Genomic DNA, 20,231 nt, shown 5'->3' with positions numbered 1-20,231 from the left:
CCCTCCCCAGCCCCGCCGGCGCTTGAGGCACCCTTCCAGCCCCGCCGGCGTTTGAGGCGCGGGGTCTGGGGCGGAGCCCCAGCGGCGGCGCCACACCCGAACGGCCTACTCCGGTGGCGGCTTCCGCCGGGCCAGCACCCGCGCCCCAACCACCTGCGGAGCCAACGGCACTGACACCGCCTCGGCCACCTCGGCCACCTCGGCCACCTCAGCCGCGCCGGCCACGCCACCCGGCCCGGCCAGCAGACCAGGATCCAGATCCAGCCCGGACACCACGGTCACGGCCCGCCGCGCCCGCCCCCCGGGCACACCCGCAGGAACCCCAGGAACCCCAGGAACCGCAGGAACCACCGGAGGTACCGGTACCGGGGGAACCGCAATGTCCGGAATCAGCGCCCCCGCAGCCTGCCGCATCGCCGCCCACCGGACCTCCCGCACCCCGCTGTCGTGCCACCCGTCGTCCACGGCCACCGCTTCATCGGCGTCCAGGGCGGACGGCCCGATGGCCGGGCGGGTCCGCCACGCGTGCACCGCCACCGCGACCGGCACGGCCAGTACCGCCGTCCAGACGAAGGCCGCCACCCCGGTGGTCCACCACACCGGCCCGAATTCCGACAGCAGCCGCGAGCCCAGCGGCCCCGCCGAGGCCGCCGCGAGCCCGGCCATCGCCAGACCGCACACCACCGCACCGAGGGCCGCCGTGAGCGCGGTCTCCCCGTACGAGACCTCGCGTGCCCGGCGTACCGCGAACCAGCCCACCGCGAGCCCGGCGACCACCGGAACCCCGGCGACCGCCCAGGTCAACGGGGTTCCGGGGCCCTCGGCCGGGAGCGCCGCCAGCAGCGGGAAGCGGGGCAGTCCCGGCGCGCCCGGGAAACCGAGCGGGGTAGCCGTCGCGTCGGCGCCCAGGGCGAAGCCGGGCCCGAGCGCGTAGGCCGCTCCCCAGACCATGGCGTTGGGGATCAGGGTGAGTGCGAGCAGCAGGACGGCGAAGCGGCCCGACCAGACCCCGGTCAGCGACAGGAAGGAGGACTGGACCTCGGCGCCGTGCCACGCGAGCGAGGCGCCGACGACGAGCGCGCCGCCGCCCAGGAGCACCAGGGCGCCGCCCGCGCCCGCCCGGAGCGCCAGCGCGTAGCGGGGGCGCACGGCAGCCTTCCGTACGCACCCGGGCAGCCAGGACGGCAGCGGTCCGAGCGGACGCCCCCGGGCCCCCCACACCCCGGTTGCGGCGGCGAGTACGGCCACCAGCGGGATGTGCCAGGCCGCACTGATGGGGTCGGCCGACAGCGGGCCGCCGGCGGCGTACACCGTGACGAGGGCCCCGACCGCGAGATAGCCGCAGAGCACGGCCGAGAACACGGCTCCGGCGGGCAGCACCTCCTCGTCGTCGTCCTCGGTGGCGCTCCCCAGCCGGGCGGCCCGCCGCATGAGCAGCACGGGCAGCACGACGAGGAGCAGGGGCGTCATGCCGACGGGTGCGGGGACGCCGGAGAGGGTGTCGTAGCGCACCAGCTCCGTCCCGTGGGCGAGCAGCCACAGCCCGGCGGCCAGGTGCAGGGCCCCACCGGGGCCGCTGTCGGGGTAGGGGGAACTGATCCACAGCACGATGACGAGCACGGCGAGGAAGCCGAGCCCGAGTCCGGCCGCCACGGCTCCGCCCACGACGCATGCGGCGGCGGCCGGTGAACGGCGCCGCACGCCGGCTCGCGGGGCCGCTGACAACGGGGTCCCGCGTTCGGTCACTTGGGTCACCCCGCCATGGTGCCAACGACACGCGCTATGGACTGGTAACAGGCGAATGCCCGTGGTGTCGCTCAATATACGTTTATGTACTTTTTCGCCCAGATCGTCCAGTTTGCGGGGAGTGTGGCATGACACCAAGCGTCGAGACGACCTCCCCAGAGGACTCGGAGCTGAGCCTGCCCGCCCCCAAGGAGCGCCGCAGACTGCGCGAGGCGGCGGAACTGACGCACGATGAGGTCGCCTCGGCCGTGGGCGTCACCGCGGCGACCGTCCGCTCCTGGGAATCGGGCCGCACGGACCCCCGCGGGCGCAAGCGCGAGCTGTACATGCAGTTCCTGGGGCACCTGGCCGCCCTGCCGCAGGAGGCCGGTCCCGCCGGGGCGCCCGGAGAGGCGAAGCAGGCGAAGGCCGCCGCCGAGGAACCCGCCGCGGACCCACCCGCCCCGGACGGACCCGCCGCGGACGGACCGTCCGCGGACGCGCGGACCGAGCCCGCCGAGCTCCCCGTCGATGCCTCCGTCGAGACCCCCGTCGAGGCCCCCGTCGAGGCCCCCGCGAGGGTCCCCGCGCCGGGGCCCGCCGAGGCCTTCGACGCCCTCTACGCCCACGCCGCCCACGACCTCGCCCGGCAGGCCTACCTGCTCACCGGCCGCCGGTCACTCGCCCTGGAGGCCGTGGAGAAGGCCTTCGTCCAGGCCTGGGACCGGTGGCCCGAGGTGGCCGCCGACCCGGACCCGGTGGGCTGGGTGCGCGCGATCGCGTACGAGTACGCGCTCTCCCCCTGGCACCGGTTCCGGCGCGCCCACCGCCATCTCGACAAGCCGCCCGCCGAACCCTCCGACCGGATCCTGCTCGACGCCCTGCTCGCGCTCTCCCCCGCGAACCGCCGTACCGTCCTGCTCTACGACGGCGTCGGCCTCGACCTCCCCGACACCGCCGCCGAGACCGAGGCGACCACGCCCACCGCGGGCAACCGGCTCGTGCACGCGCACGCCGACCTCGCCGACCGGATCCCCGAACTGGCCGACGTACCGCTCGAAAAGCAGTCGGCGCTGCTGCGCGACCTGCTCACCGCGCTACGACCGGCCGTCGACCTCGACCTGCGCCCGGCGGTCGCCGTCCGCGGCGGCGGGGAGCGGCGCACCCGGATGTGGACCCGCGCGACCCTCAGCCTGACGGCGATGATCGCCGTCTCGACGGCCTACACGGTCATGACCGCGCCCACCCACTACGAGCCCCCGCTGGCGCCCGGCGAGAGCGTCTCCGGCGTGCCCCCGCTCGCCGGACCCCAGCAACTCACCGAACGGAGCAAACAGCTCCACGACAAACTGCTCGCCGACCCGGAGGCCGGACCGGCACGGATCGCCCCGAAGGTCGAATGAGCCGATGAGAACGGGCGTGGGCCGCACCCCCCGAGGGGTGCGGGCCACGCCCGTGCAGTGTCGCGTCCCGCTTACTTGGCGGCGAGGATCTCGCGCGCCAGCTTCGCGGTCTCGGTCGGCGTCTTGCCGACCTTCACGCCGGCGGCCTCGAGGGCCTCCTTCTTGGCCTGCGCCGTGCCGGAGGAGCCGGAGACGATGGCGCCCGCGTGGCCCATGGTCTTGCCCTCGGGGGCGGTGAAGCCCGCGACGTAGCCGACGACCGGCTTGGTGACGTTCTTCGCGATGAAGTCCGCCGCACGCTCCTCGGCGTCGCCGCCGATCTCGCCGATCATGACGATCAGCTCGGTCTCCGGGTCGGCCTCGAAGGCCTCCAGGGCGTCGATGTGCGTGGTGCCGATGACCGGGTCGCCACCGATGCCGACGGCGGAGGTGAAGCCGATGTCACGGAGCTCGTACATCATCTGGTAGGTCAGCGTGCCCGACTTGGACACGAGACCGATCTTGCCGGGCTTGGTGATGTCACCCGGGATGATGCCGGCGTTGGACTGGCCGGGGGTGATCAGACCCGGGCAGTTCGGGCCGATGATCCGGGTCTTGTTGCCCTTGGCGGTCGCGTACGCCCAGAAGGCGGCGGAGTCGTGCACCGCGATGCCCTCGGTGATGACGACGGCCAGCGGGATCTCGGCGTCGATCGCCTCGACCACGGCGGCCTTGGAGAAGGCCGGCGGGACGAAGAGGACGGAGACGTTGGCGCCCGTCTTCTCCATCGCCTCGGCGACGGAGCCGAAGACCGGGACCTCGGTGCCGTCGAAGTCGACGGTGGTGCCGGCCTTGCGCGGGTTCACGCCGCCGACGATGTTGGTGCCGTCAGCCAGCATCAGCTTGGTGTGCTTCATGCCCGTGGCACCGGTCATGCCCTGGACGATGACCTTGCTGTCCTTGTTGAGGAAGATAGCCATGTGAGTCTGTGACCTCTGCCCTTACTTCGCAGCCGCGAGCTCGGCGGCCTTGTCGGCCGCGCCGTCCATGGTGTCCACGCGCTGCACCAGCGGGTGGTTGGCGTCCGAGAGGATCTTGCGACCCAGCTCGGCGTTGTTGCCGTCGAGACGGACGACCAGCGGCTTGGTGACCGCCTCGCCCTTGTCCTCGAGCAGCTGGAGCGCCTGGACGATGCCGTTGGCGACCTCGTCACAGGCGGTGATGCCACCGAAGACGTTGACGAAGACGGACTTGACGTCCGGGTCGCCGAGGATGATCTCGAGACCGTTGGCCATGACGGCGGCGGAGGCGCCACCGCCGATGTCCAGGAAGTTGGCGGGCTTGACGCCACCGTGGTTCTCGCCGGCGTAGGCGACGACGTCGAGGGTGCTCATGACGAGACCCGCGCCGTTGCCGATGATGCCGACCTCACCGTCGAGCTTGACGTAGTTGAGGTTCTTCGCCTTGGCGGCGGCCTCGAGCGGGTTCGCGGCCGCGTGGTCCACGAACTCCTCGTGACCCGGCTGGCGGAACTCGGCGTTCTCGTCGAGCGAGACCTTGCCGTCGAGCGCGATGACGTCGCCGCTGGCGACCTTCGCGAGCGGGTTGACCTCGACGAGGAGCGCGTCCTCGGCGATGAAGGTCGCCCACAGGGTCACGAGGACCTCGGCGACCTTCTCGGCGACCTCGGCCGGGAACTGCGCCAGCGCGACGATCTCGCGGGCCTTCTCGATGGTCACGCCCTCGTTGGCGTTCACCGGTACCTTGGCGAGCTTCTCCGGGGTCTCCTCGGCGACCTGCTCGATGTCCATGCCGCCCGCGACGGACGCCATGGCGAGGAAGGTGCGGTTGGTCCGGTCGAGGAGGTACGAGACGTAGTACTCCTCCAGGATCTCCGGAGCCGTCTCGGCGATCATCACCTTGTGGACCGTGTGGCCCTTGATGTCCATGCCGAGGATGTCGGTCGCCCGGGCGACTGCCTCGTCCGGGGTGGCGGCCAGCTTCACGCCACCGGCCTTGCCGCGGCCGCCGACCTTCACCTGCGCCTTGACGACCGACTTGCCGCCCAGCCGCTCGGTGGCCTCGCGAGCCGCCTCAGGCGTGTCGATGACTTCACCGGCCAGCACCGGTACACCGTGCTTGGCGAAGAGGTCCCTCGCCTGGTACTCGAACAGGTCCACGCGCGTCCGTCCCTTGTCTTTTTAAAGATTCGCAGTGATTCGCGGTTATCTGCTATCTGCGTGGGCGTGCCGCGGAGGGCAACGTGACGGCGCTGTCACAAGGAAGGCGCACACGGTGACCGTGGACGCGGCATGTCCGTCCCGCAGGTTATCCCCGAGGGACGTGGGACCCTAAATCGCAGATCACACCTGAGCGGTGATACCTGTCACAGAACGCCTCACGGTTGAACTGGAAGTTCGTGTGATTCACCGATTCACAGCAAAGCCCGGGACGCGGCCGTCAGGGTGTCGGCAGGGGGCGTTTCTCCAGCGCCGCGGCCATCACGTCCGGGAACAGGTCCGGAGTGCAGGCGAAGGCCGGCGCCCCGAGCGCCGCAAGGGCTGCGGCGTGTTCGCGGTCGTAGGCCGGGGCTCCCTCGTCGGACAGGGCCAGCAGGGTCACGAACTCCACGCCCGCAGCCTTCATCGCGGCGACCCGCTTCAGCATCTCGTTGCGGATACCGCCCTCGTAGAGGTCGCTGATCAGGACGACGACGGTGTCGGCGGGCCGGGTGATCTTCGACTGGCAGTAGGCGAGGGCGCGGTTGATGTCGGTGCCACCGCCCAATTGGGTACCGAAGAGGACGTCGACCGGGTCGTCGAGCTGGTCGGTCAGATCGACGATCGCGGTGTCGAAGACGACCAGACGGGTGGCGATCGAGCGCATCGAGGCGAGGACCGCACCGAAGACGGAGGCGTAGACGACGGAGGCCGCCATCGAACCCGACTGGTCGATGCAGAGGATCACCTCCTTCTTCACCGCTTGCGCCGCCCGGCCGTAGCCGATCAGCCGCTCGGGAACGACGGTGCGGTACTCGGGCAGGTAGTTCTTGAGGTTGGCCCGGATCGTGCGGTCCCAGTCGATGTCGCGGTGGCGCGGACGGCTGATCCGCGCGGACCGGTCCAGGGCGCCGGTCAGTGTCGCCCGGGTCCGCGCCGCAAGCTTCTTCTCCAGTTGCTCGACCACCTTGCGGACCACGGCCCGCGCCGTCTCCTTCGTCGTCTCGGGCATCGCCTTGTTCAGGGAGAGCAGGGTGCCGACGAGGTGCACGTCCGGTTCGACGGCCTCCAGCATCTCCGGTTCCAGCAGCAGGGCGGCCAGGCCCAGCCGCTCGATGGCATCGCGCTGCATGACCTGGACCACGGAGCTCGGGAAGTACGTACGGATGTCCCCGAGCCAGCGGGCCACGTTCGGCGCGGACCCGCCGAGCCCGGCCGACCGTGCCCCCGACGTCCTGCGGGACCCCGCCTCGCCGCCCCCGCCGTACAGGGCGCCGAGCGCGGCGTCCATCGCCGCGTCCCGCCCGGTCAGCGCGCAGCCGGTGCCATCGGCCTCTCCCCCGCCGAGCACCATCCGCCACCGCCTGAGCCGTTCGCCTCCGGCGGGGTCTGCGGTTTCGTGTCGTACCCCCGCGTCCATGTCCTTGCCGCCCATCCGTCCGTCCCCCTGCACTCGTCGTGTTCCCTCTGTAAAACCCGCCGTAAAACCCGGCGCCGATTGAGGCGCTCTTCCAGCCCCGTCAGGGGCACCTCCCGGCGGTAGCCGGGGGAGCCTGAGGCGCGGGGTCCGGGGCGCAGCCCCGGCAACGGCGCCGCACCTCACGCGGCGAGCAGCATCCGCACCAGCCCCACCACCGCGTCCGCCCGCACCGAATCCAGCTCGGGGGCGAAGCCCGCCGGGGCCGAGGACGCCGAGGCCGCGGCGACCGCACCGCCGGGGCCACGTCGCACCAACTCGCCCAGGGACCGCTTCACGCCCGGCTCGTACGCCCCGAACGTCCGCCGCAGGAGCGGGAGCACGTCGGTGAACGCGCGCTCCGGGACCCCCACCAGCCAGGTGTCGATCAGGCCCAGCAGCCGGTCATCGTGGAGCAGCAGAGTGCCCCCGCCCGAACTCCCGCCGGCGAAGCCCTCGATCCAGCCCGCCGCATCGGCCGGGGAGGACGCCGGGGAGAGGGCGAGCCCCATCAGCCGGGCCGTCTCCTCGGCCGGCAGCCGACCGTCGTCGAGGAGCAGCCGGGCCGCCCGGCCGCGGATCAGGCCGGGCACGGTGTCCCGGCCGGCCAGCGTGGCGAGCACCGCGGACCAGCGCTCCCGCAGCCCCTCGTCGGCGTCCGCCAGCAGGCCGATCGCTCCGTGCACCCCGTCCACGTGACCGCGCATCTCCGCCGCCGCGTCGGCGTCCAACCCGGCCGTGCAGGCCGACGGCAGTGCCACGCATATCCGCTCGGCGAGCCCGGCCGCCACGGCGCCGAGCGCCGTCGCGTCGGTGCCCCGGACGTCCCCGTACCGCAGCGAACGGGCCAGGGCCGGCAGGGCCTTGGCGAGCCGCGCCACGTCGGTGTCCAACGCGGCCCGGTCCGCGAGGGCCCGCAGTACGGCGGGCAGCGCCTGCGCGAGCCCGGCCAGCAGGCACTGCTCGGCCAGGGCCGTCACCTCGCCCAGCTCCTCGGCCCCGACGGCGTCCGCCTCGGCCTTGGCGGTGGCCGCGCCGAGGACGGTGGTCCCCCATATCCCGGCCTCGGCGATCCGCACCGACAGCTCCGGCTCCCACCGCAGCCGCCAGGTCTCCCGGAAGGTTCCGGTGCCGGCCCGGGAGGCGGTCGGCGTGCCCCAGCCGATGCCGAGCAGTCGCAGCCGGTGCAGCAGCAGGGACTTCGCGGTGTCGGTGTCCTTGCGCAGGTCCAGTTCCAGCTCGCGGTCCTGCGCCTCGGCCTTGAGCCGCAGCGTGCGCTGCTGTCGTGTCAGGTCGCGCTGGAGGGGTACGACGGGGGCTCCGTCCGGGACCTCGCCGAGCACGTCACCGACGACGAGCCGGTCCTCGATCAGTGCGAGCGGTACGTCGGAGCCGTCGCACATCACCGCCCGGACCGCTTCCAGGGTCTCCGTCAGCCCGGGCAGCGGCCGGCCCCGCATCGCGGCGAGGGTCTCGGCCAGCCGGACCGCCTCGATGACGTGTGCCGAGGAGACCTGTCGGTCCTCCTCGCGCAGCAGGCCGGCGACCTTGGTCAGCCACCGCTCGACGGGTCGGTCCCGGGCGGAGAAGAGGTGGGCGTACCAGCCGGGCGAGGTGATCCCCGCGCCGTACCCGCCGGCCCGGGCCAGCCTGCGGTGGGTCCAGGGCACCCAGGTGGTCTCCACCTTGACCTTGGGCAGGCCGCTCAGCAGGGCCTTGTCGGCGGCCACGGTGGCCTTGGCGCGCAGCGCGGGGACGTGCCAGGCTCCGCACACCACGGCGTAGGCGTCGCCGAACTCCCGGCGGGCGGCCCGCATCCGCTGGCGCATGTACGCCTCGCGCACGAGGTCGCGCTGGTGGCCGCCGTCGCCGTACGCCTCGCGCAGGGCTCCCATGGCCTCCTCGAGCGCCTCGAAGGCGCCGAGCACGTCCTCCCTCACGCCCCCGGCGCCGCGGTGCTCGACCACGTCCTCCCACCAGCGCTCGGGGTCGTCGTACCCGGCGGTCTCGGCCAGCACGGCCAGGGGGTCCAGCCGGACGGCATCGGGCCCGGCCCCTTCCTGTCCGTCCCCTGCGGCGGCGAGCGAGTGCGCCGCCGGGAGGTCGATGAACCGGACCGGAACGTCGTGCTCCTGGGCCCAGCGGATGGCCACCCACTCGGGTGAGAACCCGGCCAGCGGCCAGAACGCGGCCCGGCCCGGGTCGTCCGCCGCGTGCGCGAGGAGCGCGACGGGCGGCCGCATCCCCTCCTCGGCGGCGAGCGGCAACAGCGCGTCCCCCTCGGGCGGGCCCTCGATCAGCACCGCTTCGGGCCGAGCCGTCTCCAGGGCCGCCCGCACGGCACGGGCCGATCCCGGCCCGTGGTGCCGTACGCCCAGCAGCAGCGGACCCTTCGTCGGGCTCGGGCTCATACGGTCACCTCCCGGCAGGCCCGGTAGAAGTCCTTCCAGCCGTCGCGCTCGCGGACCACTGCCTCGAGGTACTCCTGCCAGACCACCTTGTCGGCCGCCGGGTCCCGGACCACGGCGCCGAGGATCCCGGCGGCCACGTCGGAGGGGCGCAGGACGCCGTCCCCGAAGTGGGCGGCCAGGGCCAGGCCGCCGGTGACGACGGAGATGGCCTCTGCGGTGGACAGCGTGCCGCTGGGCGACTTCACCTTCGTACGGCCGTCGTCGGTGACGCCGTCGCGCAGCTCGCGGAAGACGGTGACGACGCGGCGGATCTCCTCCAGGCCCTCGGGCGCGGCCGGCAGGTCGAGGGCGCGGCCCATCTGGTCGACGCGGCGGGCGACGATGTCGACCTCGGCGTCGGCGGTGGCGGGCAGGGGCAGCACCACGGTGTTGAAGCGGCGGCGCAGTGCGCTGGAGAGCTCGTTCACCCCGCGGTCGCGGTCGTTGGCGGTGGCGATGAGGTTGAAGCCGCGCACGGCCTGCACCTCTTCGCCGAGCTCCGGTATCGGGAGGGTCTTCTCGGACAGGACGGTGATGAGGGTGTCCTGGACGTCGGCGGGGATGCGGGTGAGCTCCTCGACGCGGGCGGTCATGCCGTCGGCCATCGCCCGCATGACCGGGCTGGGGACGAGCGCCTCGCGGCTGGGGCCGTGGGCGAGCAGCCGGGCGTAGTTCCAGCCGTACCGGATGGCTTCCTCGGGGGTGCCGGCGGTGCCCTGGACGAGGAGGGTGGAGTCTCCGCTGACGGCGGCCGCGAGGTGTTCGGACACCCAGGTCTTGGCGGTGCCGGGGACGCCCAGAAGGAGCAGGGCGCGGTCGGTGGCCAGGGTGGTGACGGCCACTTCGACGATGCGGCGCGGCCCCACGTACTTGGGGGTGATCACCGTGCCGTCGTCGAGCGTGCCGCCGAGCAGGTACGTGGCGACGGCCCACGGGGAGAGCTTCCAGCGGGTCGGGCGGGGCCGGTCGTCGGCGGCCGCCAGGGCTTTCAGTTCGTGTGCGAAGGCGTCTTCGGCGTGCGGTCGCAGAGCCTCTGCTCGCTGCTCGTTCTCGGGCGTGGTCATGGTCCCCCTCCAAAGCTCGGCAGCCGCTCCCGACTGCTGACTCCACGGTGCACCACGCCACTGACAACGGACCCTGCCGATAGCGTTGTTGCTGGTCAGAGCGATTGTCAGTGGCGGTCTCTACGGTTGTTCACATGACTGATCAGGGGGACCGCTGGACAGCGGAGCAGGTATTGGATCTGGCTCCTGACGATGCCTCACGCAAGGCGGGGGGCAGACTCGGCGGGGCGGGACCGTGGTCGCAGATCGGAGGTTCCGCTTCCGGTTCTGTGTGGGGCTTGTGCAAGGGCAGCGGCAGCAAGCCGTACCGCACGGTCGTGGACCTCACGGGCCCCGCGTACAAGTGCTCCTGCCCGAGCCGGAAGTTCCCCTGCAAGCACGCCCTGGGGCTGTTGCTGCTCTGGTCGGCCGAGGGGGTCGGCGAGCCGGGCGAGGCTCCGGAGTGGGCCGCGCAGTGGCTGGCGGACCGGGCGGCCAAGGCCGCTCGGCCGCTCGGCGGGAGGGCCGCGCCGGTCGACGAGGAGGGGGCCCGGAAGCGGGCCGAGCGGCGGGCGGCGCGCGTCGGCGCGGGCGTCGCCGAGCTGGAACAGCGGCTGGCCGATCTACTGCGCGGCGGCCTCGCGGGCCAGGAGCAGGTGGGATACGCGGGGTGGGAGGAGACCGCGGCCCGCATGGTCGACGCCCAGGCGCCCGGACTGGCCTCCCGGGTAAGGGAGTTGGGGACGATACCCAGTTGCGGCCCCGGCTGGCCGGCCCGGATGCTGGAGGAGGCGGCGCTGCTGCACCTGCTCGACCGGGCGTGGCTGGGGTTGGCCGGGCTGCCGGAAGAGCTGGCGGCGACGGTGCGCAGCCGCGTGGGACTGCCGGCCTCCGGGGAGGGGGAGGCCGTACGGGACCGGTGGCTGGTGCTCGCCCAGTACGACACGGTCTCGCCGGACGGTCGGCTCACCACCCGCCGGATATGGCTGCACGGGCTGGCGGGCGGGCGGCCCGCCCTGGTGCTGGACTTCGGACCGCCGGGGCGGCCACCGGGGCTGGCACTGCCGGTGGGGCGGGTGCTGGAGGCGGAGGTGCACTTCCGGCCCGGGTCGGCGGGGCTGCGGGCGGACCTCGGTGAGAGGTTCGCGGCAGCTGCGCCGTGCGCGGGGGTTCCGGCCGGGGTGAGCACGGGGGCGGCCCTGGAGGCGTACGGGGAGGCCCTGCGGCAGGACCCGTGGCTGGAGTCCTGGCCGGTGGTGCTCGGTCCGGTGGTTCCGATACCGGGAGAGCTCGGCTGGCAGCTGGCGGACGCGGAGGGCACCTCCGCCCTGCCGGTGCCCCTCACCGGGGGCGGCCGCTCCCGCGGGGGGCTTTGGCAGCTGGCTGCGTTGTCGGGCGGAGGCCCGGTGACGGTGTTCGGCGAGTGCGGGCACCGCGGCTTCACCCCTCTGACGGCCTGGCAGCCGGGCTCGACCGAGCCCGTCGCCCTGTCCTGATCAGGAACGGAAACAAAGAACACATCGCTGGGGGCCTGGGGGGGCCTGTGCCGTCACGCGGGGGCGGCGAGGAAACGTGCGGCGCCGGGGGCTCCGCACGCGGAACGACGACGAGCCGGGGGGCTTGCATGAATGACAACCACGCCAGCTGAACGCGAGCAGGCATACGGGGACATCGACAGCTCCGGTCCCGTGGAGGGGGCGGGACCGGAGCCCATGACGCGACGGACGACCGACGACGAGGGACTAGGGAGGGGCCCGATGGACAAGAGTGACGAGGGGTACGGGGAGTGGGAGGAGCTGGTCGCCGCCGCGCTGCTGGGCACCGAGCGGCGCCGGGGCGGGGGTCCGGCGGGCTCTCCGGAGGCGCTGCTGGACGCGGCGGCCGTGCACGCCGTACGGCGCCGGGCCGGGCTGCGCCCGGCCGAGGCCGGGCCGCGCCCAGAGCCCGCGCCCCGGGACCCCCGGCCGGCGCCACCGGAGGCGGCCGGCCACAGGCTCGCGCAGCTGCTGGCCGGCCGCAGCGGCCCGGTCAACGGCGGCGGGCGGCGCGGGACCGCCCCGGACCTGACGGAGCTGCTGCCCCAGTGGCTGGCCGCCGCCGCGCGGCACGGCTACCGCTCGCCGGCCGCACTCGTACCGGCGCTGCTGGACGCGGCCCGGGCCCGTACGGACCTGCGGCCGCAGGCCTTGGCCCTGGCGGGGACGCGGGGACTGTGGCTGGCGCGGATGAATCCGGACTGGCGGTTCGCCCTGCGCGGCGGTTCGGGCGGCACCGGGGAACTGCCGGAGGTGACGGACCGGGCGGCGGTGGAACGGCTGTGGCAGGAGGGACTGTTCGCGGAGCGGGTGGCCCTGCTCGGAGCCGTCCGGGCCCACGAGGCTGCGGCCGCGCCGCGGCTGCTGATGACGACCTGGGCCACCGAACGGGCCGAGGACCGGCTGATGTTCCTCGATTCGCTGAGGGTCGGGCTGTCCGCGGGGGACGAGCCCTTCCTGGAGGCGGCGTTGGGTGACCGCAGCCGCAATGTCCGTGCCACGGCCGCCGAATTGCTGTCGGCGCTGCCGGACTCGGCGCTGGCCGGACGGATGGCCGAGCGCGCACTGGCCTGCGTGGGCCCCGAAGGGGTGACGCCGCCGGCCGAGTGCGATGCGGGGATGCTCCGCGACGGGGTGGTCAAGCGGCCGCCCGCCGGACGCGGGGAACGTGCCTGGTGGCTCGGCCAGTTGGTGGAGGCTGCGCCACTGTCGTGCTGGCGGGAGCGGTTCGGGGGGCTCGGCCCGGCGGAGATCGTGGCGCTGCCGGTGGCCGCGGGCGACGGCTGGACGGAGGAGCTGCACGCGGCGTGGTGCCGGGCCGCCGTGCGCCAGCGCGACGCGCCGTGGTCGCGGGCCCTGCTCGGCCCGGCGTCCGCGCCGCCCGCAGCGGGCCCGGGAACGGCCTCGCTCGCGGAGCGGGCCAAGCTGCTGGAGACCCTCCCGCACGCGGAACGGGCGGAGTGGGTGGCGGAGTTCATACGGGCCCACGGACTGTCGGAAGCGTTCCAACTGCTCGGGGTGTGCGTCGTGCCGTGGGCGGGCGCGCTGGGCCAAGCGGTCGTGGACGCACTGGACACCGCCCGCGACGCCGGCAGCTACCCGTGGAGCTTCAGCGGGGTGATGGGCCTCGCGGAGCGCTGCCTCGACCCCGCAGAAGCGGGCCGGCTGGAGGCCCTGACCACGGCCGTGGAGGACCTGCCGGACGCTGCTCCCGGCGCAGCCGCGTACTGGGCCGAGGCGTTCCAGCGGCTCGTCTCGACCCTTCGCCTCCGCGCGGCGATGCTGGCCGAACTGGCCCCGGCCTAGCCCGTCCCTTCCGGATCTCGCCGGACGAGCCCGGGACGTCCGGTGCGGTGCACCCTCCACCAGCTACCGCCGGGAGGGGATCCGGACGGAACGACGTCCTCGAGCGGGGCGTCCTCGAGCGGGGCGTCCTCGAGCGGGCCCGGCCGGATCCTGAAGGACGGCCCGGTCCGGCGCCGGCCGGGGGGCCGCGCCGCAGGAACCGAGGGCTGGGGCCTCCGATCCGGGGTCCGTGCCCCGAACGCCGGCGAGGCCGCATGTACGCCTGCTGGCGTCGCACGGATGCCGGGGCTCCGCGCGACACCCCGCGCCGCAACGGCTCGCGGGGCGCGGCACGGCGCAGTCACGCCGCCCGACCCCTGCCGAACCGCCGGAGGCTACTGACGGACGTGGGCGCGGACCCAGTCCACGATGGCGGTCGTCGTCGCGCCCGGCGTGAAGATCTCGGCCACGCCCTTCTCCTTCAGGGGGGCGATGTCGTCCTCCGGGATGATGCCGCCGCCGAAGACCTTGATGTCCTCCGCGTCGCGCTCCTTGAGGAGTTCCAGCACGCGCGCGAAGAGCGTGTTGTGCGCGCCGGAGAGGATCGAGAGGCCGATCGCGTCGGCGTCCTCCTGGATGGCGGTGTCCACGATCTGCTCGGGGGTCTGGTGGAGGCCGGTGTAGATGACCTCCATGCCCGCGTCCCGCAGCGCCCGCGCGATCACCTTGGCCCCGCGGTCGTGGCCGTCGAGACCCGGCTTGGCCACCACCACACGGATCGGACCGGTCACACCCATCGCACTGCCTCCCGAGTGAACGAACGTTAAGTACAGCATCGCGCACGCCGCCGTTTCGCGGTCAATCACGAGGGGGAAATCACACGTGGGACGGCATTGCGCCACCGTGCCGGCAGCCGCACGGCACGGTGGTGCGAGCGCCGCGATCCCGCAGAGGCTCAGGGGAGGCCGTCAATGGGGCTGTCCATACCCATGTCCATGCCCTTGTCCGGCGCCGCGCTGCGGGCCGGTGCTCTCGAGATAGTGGTGTTCGGCGGGCACCTCCTGCTGTATCCCACCGGAGTGTGCCAGGAGAAGGTCACCACCCGCCCGCCCGCGACACGGCCGCCGGTCCTCCTTCTCCACGGGTTCACCGACAACCGGTCCGTCTTCGTCCTGCTGCGCCGCGCCCTCGGGGCGGGAGGTCGGCACGTGGAGGCGTACAACTACTCGCCCTTCACCCTCGACCTGCGCGTCACCGCCCGTCATCTCGCCCGGCGCGTCGAGGAGCTGTGCGAGCGCACCGGACAGGAGCGGGTGGATCTGGTCGGGCACAGCCTGGGCGGGCTCGTCGGCCGGTACTACGTGCAGCGGCTCGGCGGCGACACGCGGGTCCGGACCCTCGTCACCCTCGGCACCCCGCATTCCGGCACCCGGGTCGCCCCCTTCATGGACGCGCACCCGCTGATCCGGCAGATCCGCCCGGACTCCGAGGTGCTGACCGAACTCGCCGCTCCGGCGCCCGGCTGTGCCACACGGTGCGTGGCGTTCTGGAGCGAGTTCGACGCGATCATGACCCCGGTCGCGACCGCGCGGATCGAACACCCGGATTTGTGTGTGGAGAACGTGCAGGTCACCGGTATCGGACATCTCGCACTAGCCATCCATCCCGCCGTCATCGCGGCGGTCCGGCGCACCCTCGAAGGGCCCGGTCTGGCCGCCGTCACGGGCTCGGACACCGCCTCCGTCGCCTAGCCGACGAGCAGCCAACAGTCGAACTAATTTCGAACTCAAGGCCAAGGGTCCGCATTTCGACGACCGAAAGACGGCCGAATGCCCGGTTCCGGAGATCTGGGGACCCGGCGAAGATTGTCGTGGCGAGTAACCGCCGGGTACAGTCACGCCACTGCTCTCCTCCGGTGAACCTCGAGTTCCCGGCCACCCAGGCCCCCACTGCCGAGGCGAAAGAGAAGTTGGTGAACGACCGCCCCACGTCGGGCCAGTACCCGGATGCCGGGTACGACGGCCTTTCCACCACCGCTTTCGCTGGTGACTCGACCTACGTTTCCTATGAAACGCAGGGCCAGGGGGTCAACTACGCCGCCTACGGCTCCTACGACACCGGTGCGTACGACACCACCGCGTGGGCCTCGCAGGACAGTTACCCGTCCACGTTCCCGACCCAGGGCGCACTCGAGGACACCACCGGGAGCTGGGACGCGAGCGCCTGGAACACGCCGAGCGCGGACTACTCCGGCTACGGGCAGTACCAGCAGCCCTCCTTCGGCTACGACACCACCGGCGAGCAGACCGGACACTGGGCGATGCCGGGCTACGGCACCACCGGCACCGAGACCGGCGCCTACGACGCCACCGCATGGAACACCGTCGTCGAGACCCCGGCCCAGCCCGAGGCCGCCTACGTGTACGAGTACCAGCCCGCGCCGGAGCCCGAGCCCGTGCAGCAGGAGTACGCGTACGGGGCGACCACCGTCGGCTACGCCTACGAAGCCACCCAGGCAGTCGTCATCGACTCCGGGAACCAGAGCGGATTCGAGACCGGTTTCGAGGCCGGTTTCGAGACCGGAGCGGACACGTACAGCGAGACCGCCGTCTTCGAGGTGCTCTCCGACGAGATGCCTCAGGTCCCCGAGGCGCCTGAGGCACCCGCGGTGCCCGCGGTCCACGACCTCCCCACCCAGGCCATGCCGGTGACCTCGGCTCCGCGCTCCGCGCGCCGGACCGCCGCCAAGGGCAACGGCAAGGCCGGCGCCGGTGCCAAGGCGAGCAACAGCAGCAAGAGCGGCAGCTCCACCAGCGGCGGCAACAGCCGTCGCCGCACCCCGGCGAAGCGTTCCGCCTTGCTGACCGTCGCCGTGCCCTCCGCCTGTGTGATGGGCGTCGCGGGTGTCGCGGCCGCCTCCGTCGGCGGCCTCACCGGCACGGACCGGCCCGCCGAGGAGCCCACCACGATGGCCGCGCCCGACCCGGCTTCGGTGAAACCGGTCGCGGCGAACACCAAGCTCGACACCCAGATGGTCGCGCTCAGCGCCGATGCGGGCGACTTCGCCGACCGCGCGAGCCGCACGCAGGAGCGCATCGACCTGCGCGAGCGCCAGGAAGAAGAAAAGAAGAAGAAGGCGGAGGAGGCCGCGGCCAAGGAGGCCGCCCGCCCCAAGTTCGCCATCCCCGTCCAACAGCACGGCCTGAGCGCCAACTTCGGCCAGGCCGGCGGCATGTGGATGTCGGTGCACACCGGTATCGATTTCCCGGTCTCCTACGGGACGCCGGTCATGTCGGCCACCGACGGCACCGTGCGCACCCAGTACAACAGTGCCTACGGGAACATGGCGATAGTGACCGCGCCCGACGGCACCGAGACCTGGTACTGCCACCTCAGCTCGACCAAGATCCGCGGTGGCAAGGTCAAGGCGGGCGATGTCATCGCCTACTCCGGCAACTCCGGCAACTCCACCGGCCCGCACCTCCACTTCGAGGTCCGGCCCGGCGGCGGGTCCGCGATCGACCCGCTGCCGTGGCTGCGCAGCCACGGCCTGGACCCGACGTAACCGACCGGCGCGACCGGCCGGCGTAAGCGCCCGGCGTGAGCGCCCGGTACGACCGGCCTGCGCATCCGGCCCGACACGCTCCCCCGGCCTGATCGCCGCGCGGCCCGAAGGCCGCGCGGCCGCCCGCCGTCCTACAGCTTCTGCACCGGCGCGTAGCGCAGCAGCAGCCGCTTGGGCTTGTCGTCCCCGAAGTCGATGGTGGCCTGCGCGTCCGCGCCCGCTCCCTTGACCTCCATGACGGTGCCGAGTCCGAACTGGTCGTGCGTGACCCGGTCCCCGACCACCAGGGCAATGACCGGCTTGTCGGCAGCCCGCCGCGTGGCGAATCCGGACGGACCCGACTTCGTACGCGACGAGGACAGGAACGCCTCCGGCGAGGTACCGAACGTCGCCCTGCCCGATCCCGAAGAAGACGACCCGTACCCCGAACTCCGCATCGGACCGGCCGGCTTCTGGGTCGCGCCCGTCCGCTTCCACTGGAGGTACTCCGCCGGAATCTCCTCCAGGAACCGCGACGGCGGGTTGTACGACGGCGTGCCCCACGCGCTGCGCATGCTGGAGCGGGTCAGGTAGAGCCGCTCGCGCGCCCGCGTGATGCCGACGTACGCGAGGCGGCGCTCCTCCTCGAGTTCCTTGGTCTGGCCCAGCGCCCGCATGTGCGGGAAGACCCCGTCCTCCATGCCGGTCAGGAAGACCACGGGGAATTCGAGGCCCTTGGCGGTGTGCAGGGTCATCAGTGTGATGACGCCCGTGCCCTCGGTGTCCTCGTCCGGGATCTGGTCGGAGTCCGCGACGAGCGCGACCTGCTCCAGGAACTCGGCCAGGGTGCCGGACCCGGGAGCCGGGGCGCCGGTCTCCGCGGCCTCGGCCGCCGCGGCCTCCCGCGCCTGCTCGAACTCCAGCGCCACGGCCGCGAGCTCCTGCAGGTTCTCGATGCGCGTCTCGTCCTGCGGGTCGGTCGACGCCTGGAGTTCGGCGAGGTAGCCCGTCCGCTCCAGCACCGCCTCCAGGACCACCGCCGGGCCCGCGCCCGAGTCGACGATCGTGCGCAGCTCTTCCATCAGCACGTTGAACCGCTTCACCGCGTTGGTGGAGCGCGCGGCCATGCCGAAGGCCTCGTCCACGCGGCGCAGCGCCTGCGGGAAGGTGATCTTCTCGCGCATCGCGAGGGCGTCGATCATCGCCTCGGCGCGCTCGCCGATGCCGCGCTTGGGCACGTTCAGGATGCGCCGCAGCGGGACGTTGTCCTCCGGGTTCGCCAGGACGCGCAGGTACGCGAGGACGTCGCGGACCTCCTTGCGCTCGTAGAAGCGGACGCCGCCGACGACCTTGTAGGGCAGTCCGACCCGGATGAAGATCTCCTCGAACACGCGGGACTGCGCGTTGGTCCGGTAGAAGATCGCGACGTCGCCCGCCTTGGCGTCGCCCGCGTCGGTGAGCCGGTCGATCTCGTCGGCGACGAACTGGGCCTCGTCGTGCTCGGTGTCCGCGACGTAGCCGGTGATGACGGCGCCGGTACCGGCCTGGGTCCACAGGTTCTTGGCGCGGCGGTTCTCGTTGCGCTCGATGACCGCGTTGGCCGCGGAGAGGATCGTCTGCGTGGAGCGGTAGTTCTGCTCCAGCAGGATCGTCGTCGCGTCCTTGTAGTCCTCTTCGAACTGGAGGATGTTGCGGATGGTCGCGCCGCGGAAGGCGTAGATCGACTGGTCGGCGTCACCCACCACGCACAGCTCGGCCGGGGGCAGGTCCGGGTAGCCGGTGCCGACCAGCTCGCGAACCAGCGTGTACTGGGCGTGGTTGGTGTCCTGGTACTCGTCGACGAGGACGTGCCGGAAGCGGCGCCGGTAGTGCTCGGCGACGTCCGGGAACGCCTGGAGCAGGTGGACCGTGGTCATGATGATGTCGTCGAAGTCGAGGGCGTTGGCCTCGCGCAGTCGCCCCTGGTACATCGCGTACGCCTGGGCCAGGGTCTTCTCGAAACCGTCGACGGCCTGGTCGGCGAAGGCTTCCTCGTCGATCAGCTCGTTCTTCAGGTTCGAGATCTTGGCGTTGAAGGCCTTCGGCGGGAACTTCTTCGGGTCCAGGTCCAGGTCCCGGCAGACGAGCGCCATCAGGCGCTTCGAGTCGGCCGCGTCGTAGATCGAGAACGAGGACGTGAAGCCGAGCCGCTTGGACTCGCGGCGCAGGATGCGCACGCACGCACTGTGGAAGGTGGAGACCCACATGGCGTTCGCGCGCGGGCCGACCAGACCCTCGACGCGCTCCTTCATCTCGCCGGCGGCCTTGTTAGTGAAGGTGATCGCCAGGATCTGGCCGGGGTGGACGTTCCGCGCGGACAGCAGGTGTCCGATGCGGTGGGTCAGCACCCGGGTCTTGCCGGAGCCGGCGCCGGCCACGATGAGCAGCGGGGAGCCCGCGTGCACCACGGCCGCGCACTGCTGCTCATTGAGCCCGTCCAGGAGCGTCGCCGGGTCGATGACGGGCCTGGGGGCGCCGTCCCGGTAGTACGCGTCCCCGGTCATGGGTACGTCGAACCGCCCCCCGAAGAGGTCGTCCGCGCCCGCTTCGGGGGCGGCGTGGTCCTCGGGCGGCGGCGGGACCTCGTCGGAGGGGGTGAGGTCCGCCAGGAAACTGTCGTCAAAGAGGCTGCTCATCGCATTCCGAGTCTAGGGGGCGGGACCGACAGGCCAGCACGAGTTCGAGCAGCCCGGGGAAACGGAGCTCCAGGTCCTCGCGGCGCAGCGCGAGGAAGAGCTTGCGGCCCTGCGGGCGCTGGCAGATCACACCGCTCTCGCGCAGCGTCTTGAGGTGGTGCGTGACGCTGGAGCGGGGCAGGTCCGGGACGACCTCTCCGCAGAACGCCTCCCCGCCGGAGGACAGCTTGCGGACGATCTCCAGCCGGACGGGGTGTCCGAGCGCCGCCAGGACCTCGACCAGTTCGATGCGGTCGACGGCGGGGTGGGTCGGCTCGGCGGCGGCAGCAGGCATGACCCCACTGTACGCAGTTCTCGTACGGACATGGCCAAATCGTTCGAAGATTCCGTACGGTCCGTGCCGGCGGCAGCGACCGG

14 protein-coding genes are annotated in these 20,231 nt (G+C 72.6%); 5 read left to right on the top strand and 9 right to left on the bottom strand.

Annotation, left to right across the window (positions count from 1 at the left end; genetic code table 11):
- Window positions 1-105: 105 nt before the first annotated feature.
- Window positions 106-1,755, bottom strand: coding sequence for a DUF6350 family protein (locus ACIQK6_RS00700; protein WP_402694054.1), 1,650 nt, complete (start codon window positions 1,753-1,755; stop codon window positions 106-108).
- A 119-nt stretch (window positions 1,756-1,874) separates the two neighbouring features.
- Here ACIQK6_RS00700 and ACIQK6_RS00695 point away from each other — a divergent pair, with 119 nt between their 5' ends.
- The gene (locus ACIQK6_RS00695; protein WP_329099490.1) at window positions 1,875-3,128 is read left to right on the top strand and encodes a helix-turn-helix domain-containing protein; all 1,254 of its coding nucleotides are present in this window, start codon (window positions 1,875-1,877) and stop codon (window positions 3,126-3,128) included.
- 71 nt (window positions 3,129-3,199) lie between these two features.
- On the opposite strand, the gene sucD is transcribed toward ACIQK6_RS00695, so the two are convergent.
- From sucD to ACIQK6_RS00670, 5 genes are all read right to left on the bottom strand, one after another.
- Window positions 3,200-4,087, bottom strand: coding sequence for a succinate--CoA ligase subunit alpha (sucD, locus tag ACIQK6_RS00690; RefSeq protein ID WP_329099491.1), 888 nt, complete (start codon window positions 4,085-4,087; stop codon window positions 3,200-3,202).
- 21 nt (window positions 4,088-4,108) lie between these two features.
- A complete protein-coding gene (sucC, locus tag ACIQK6_RS00685; RefSeq protein WP_329099493.1) occupies window positions 4,109-5,287 on the bottom strand; it encodes an ADP-forming succinate--CoA ligase subunit beta in 1,179 nt (392 codons plus the stop codon).
- A 280-nt stretch (window positions 5,288-5,567) separates the two neighbouring features.
- On the bottom strand, window positions 5,568-6,761 hold the full coding sequence (locus ACIQK6_RS00680) for a VWA domain-containing protein (protein ID WP_329107713.1): 1,194 nt from the start codon (window positions 6,759-6,761) through the stop codon (window positions 5,568-5,570).
- A 164-nt stretch (window positions 6,762-6,925) separates the two neighbouring features.
- The gene (locus tag ACIQK6_RS00675) at window positions 6,926-9,193 is read right to left on the bottom strand and encodes a DUF5682 family protein (protein WP_329099494.1); all 2,268 of its coding nucleotides are present in this window, start codon (window positions 9,191-9,193) and stop codon (window positions 6,926-6,928) included.
- Window positions 9,190-10,296: an AAA family ATPase gene (locus ACIQK6_RS00670; RefSeq protein ID WP_329099495.1), complete on the bottom strand. Its 1,107-nt coding sequence runs from the start codon at window positions 10,294-10,296 to the stop codon at window positions 9,190-9,192. The genes ACIQK6_RS00675 and ACIQK6_RS00670 overlap by 4 nt, the downstream gene beginning before the upstream one ends.
- A 134-nt stretch (window positions 10,297-10,430) precedes the next feature.
- Here ACIQK6_RS00670 and ACIQK6_RS00665 point away from each other — a divergent pair, with 134 nt between their 5' ends.
- Window positions 10,431-11,771: an SWIM zinc finger family protein gene (locus tag ACIQK6_RS00665; protein WP_329099496.1), complete on the top strand. Its 1,341-nt coding sequence runs from the start codon at window positions 10,431-10,433 to the stop codon at window positions 11,769-11,771.
- A 261-nt stretch (window positions 11,772-12,032) separates the two neighbouring features.
- On the top strand, window positions 12,033-13,616 hold the full coding sequence (locus ACIQK6_RS00660; RefSeq protein ID WP_329099497.1) for a DUF5691 domain-containing protein: 1,584 nt from the start codon (window positions 12,033-12,035) through the stop codon (window positions 13,614-13,616).
- Window positions 13,617-13,990: 374 nt separating this feature from the next.
- On the opposite strand, the gene ACIQK6_RS00655 is transcribed toward ACIQK6_RS00660, so the two are convergent.
- Window positions 13,991-14,392, bottom strand: coding sequence for a cobalamin B12-binding domain-containing protein (locus tag ACIQK6_RS00655; RefSeq protein WP_150258834.1), 402 nt, complete (start codon window positions 14,390-14,392; stop codon window positions 13,991-13,993).
- A 174-nt stretch (window positions 14,393-14,566) separates the two neighbouring features.
- Here ACIQK6_RS00655 and ACIQK6_RS00650 point away from each other — a divergent pair, with 174 nt between their 5' ends.
- Together ACIQK6_RS00650 and ACIQK6_RS00645 are read left to right on the top strand one after the other, a co-directional pair.
- Complete coding sequence (locus tag ACIQK6_RS00650) at window positions 14,567-15,346, top strand: esterase/lipase family protein (protein WP_402694053.1); 780 nt, start codon at window positions 14,567-14,569, stop codon at window positions 15,344-15,346.
- A gap of 164 nt (window positions 15,347-15,510) precedes the next feature.
- On the top strand, window positions 15,511-17,160 hold the full coding sequence (locus ACIQK6_RS00645) for a peptidoglycan DD-metalloendopeptidase family protein (protein ID WP_402694052.1): 1,650 nt from the start codon (window positions 15,511-15,513) through the stop codon (window positions 17,158-17,160).
- A gap of 131 nt (window positions 17,161-17,291) precedes the next feature.
- On the opposite strand, the gene pcrA is transcribed toward ACIQK6_RS00645, so the two are convergent.
- Complete coding sequence (pcrA, locus tag ACIQK6_RS00640; protein ID WP_329099499.1) at window positions 17,292-19,814, bottom strand: DNA helicase PcrA; 2,523 nt, start codon at window positions 19,812-19,814, stop codon at window positions 17,292-17,294.
- The gene (locus tag ACIQK6_RS00635) at window positions 19,798-20,148 is read right to left on the bottom strand and encodes a helix-turn-helix domain-containing protein (protein ID WP_329099500.1); all 351 of its coding nucleotides are present in this window, start codon (window positions 20,146-20,148) and stop codon (window positions 19,798-19,800) included. Before ACIQK6_RS00635 ends, pcrA begins: the two co-directional genes overlap by 17 nt.
- Window positions 20,149-20,231 lie beyond the last annotated feature (83 nt).

It is taken from the genome of Streptomyces sp. NPDC091682, from assembly GCF_044756625.1.
Lineage (GTDB): Bacteria > Actinomycetota > Actinomycetes > Streptomycetales > Streptomycetaceae > Streptomyces.
The sequence above is the reverse complement of the archived record's forward strand: the minus strand, read 5'-3'. Positions and strand labels throughout refer to the sequence as shown.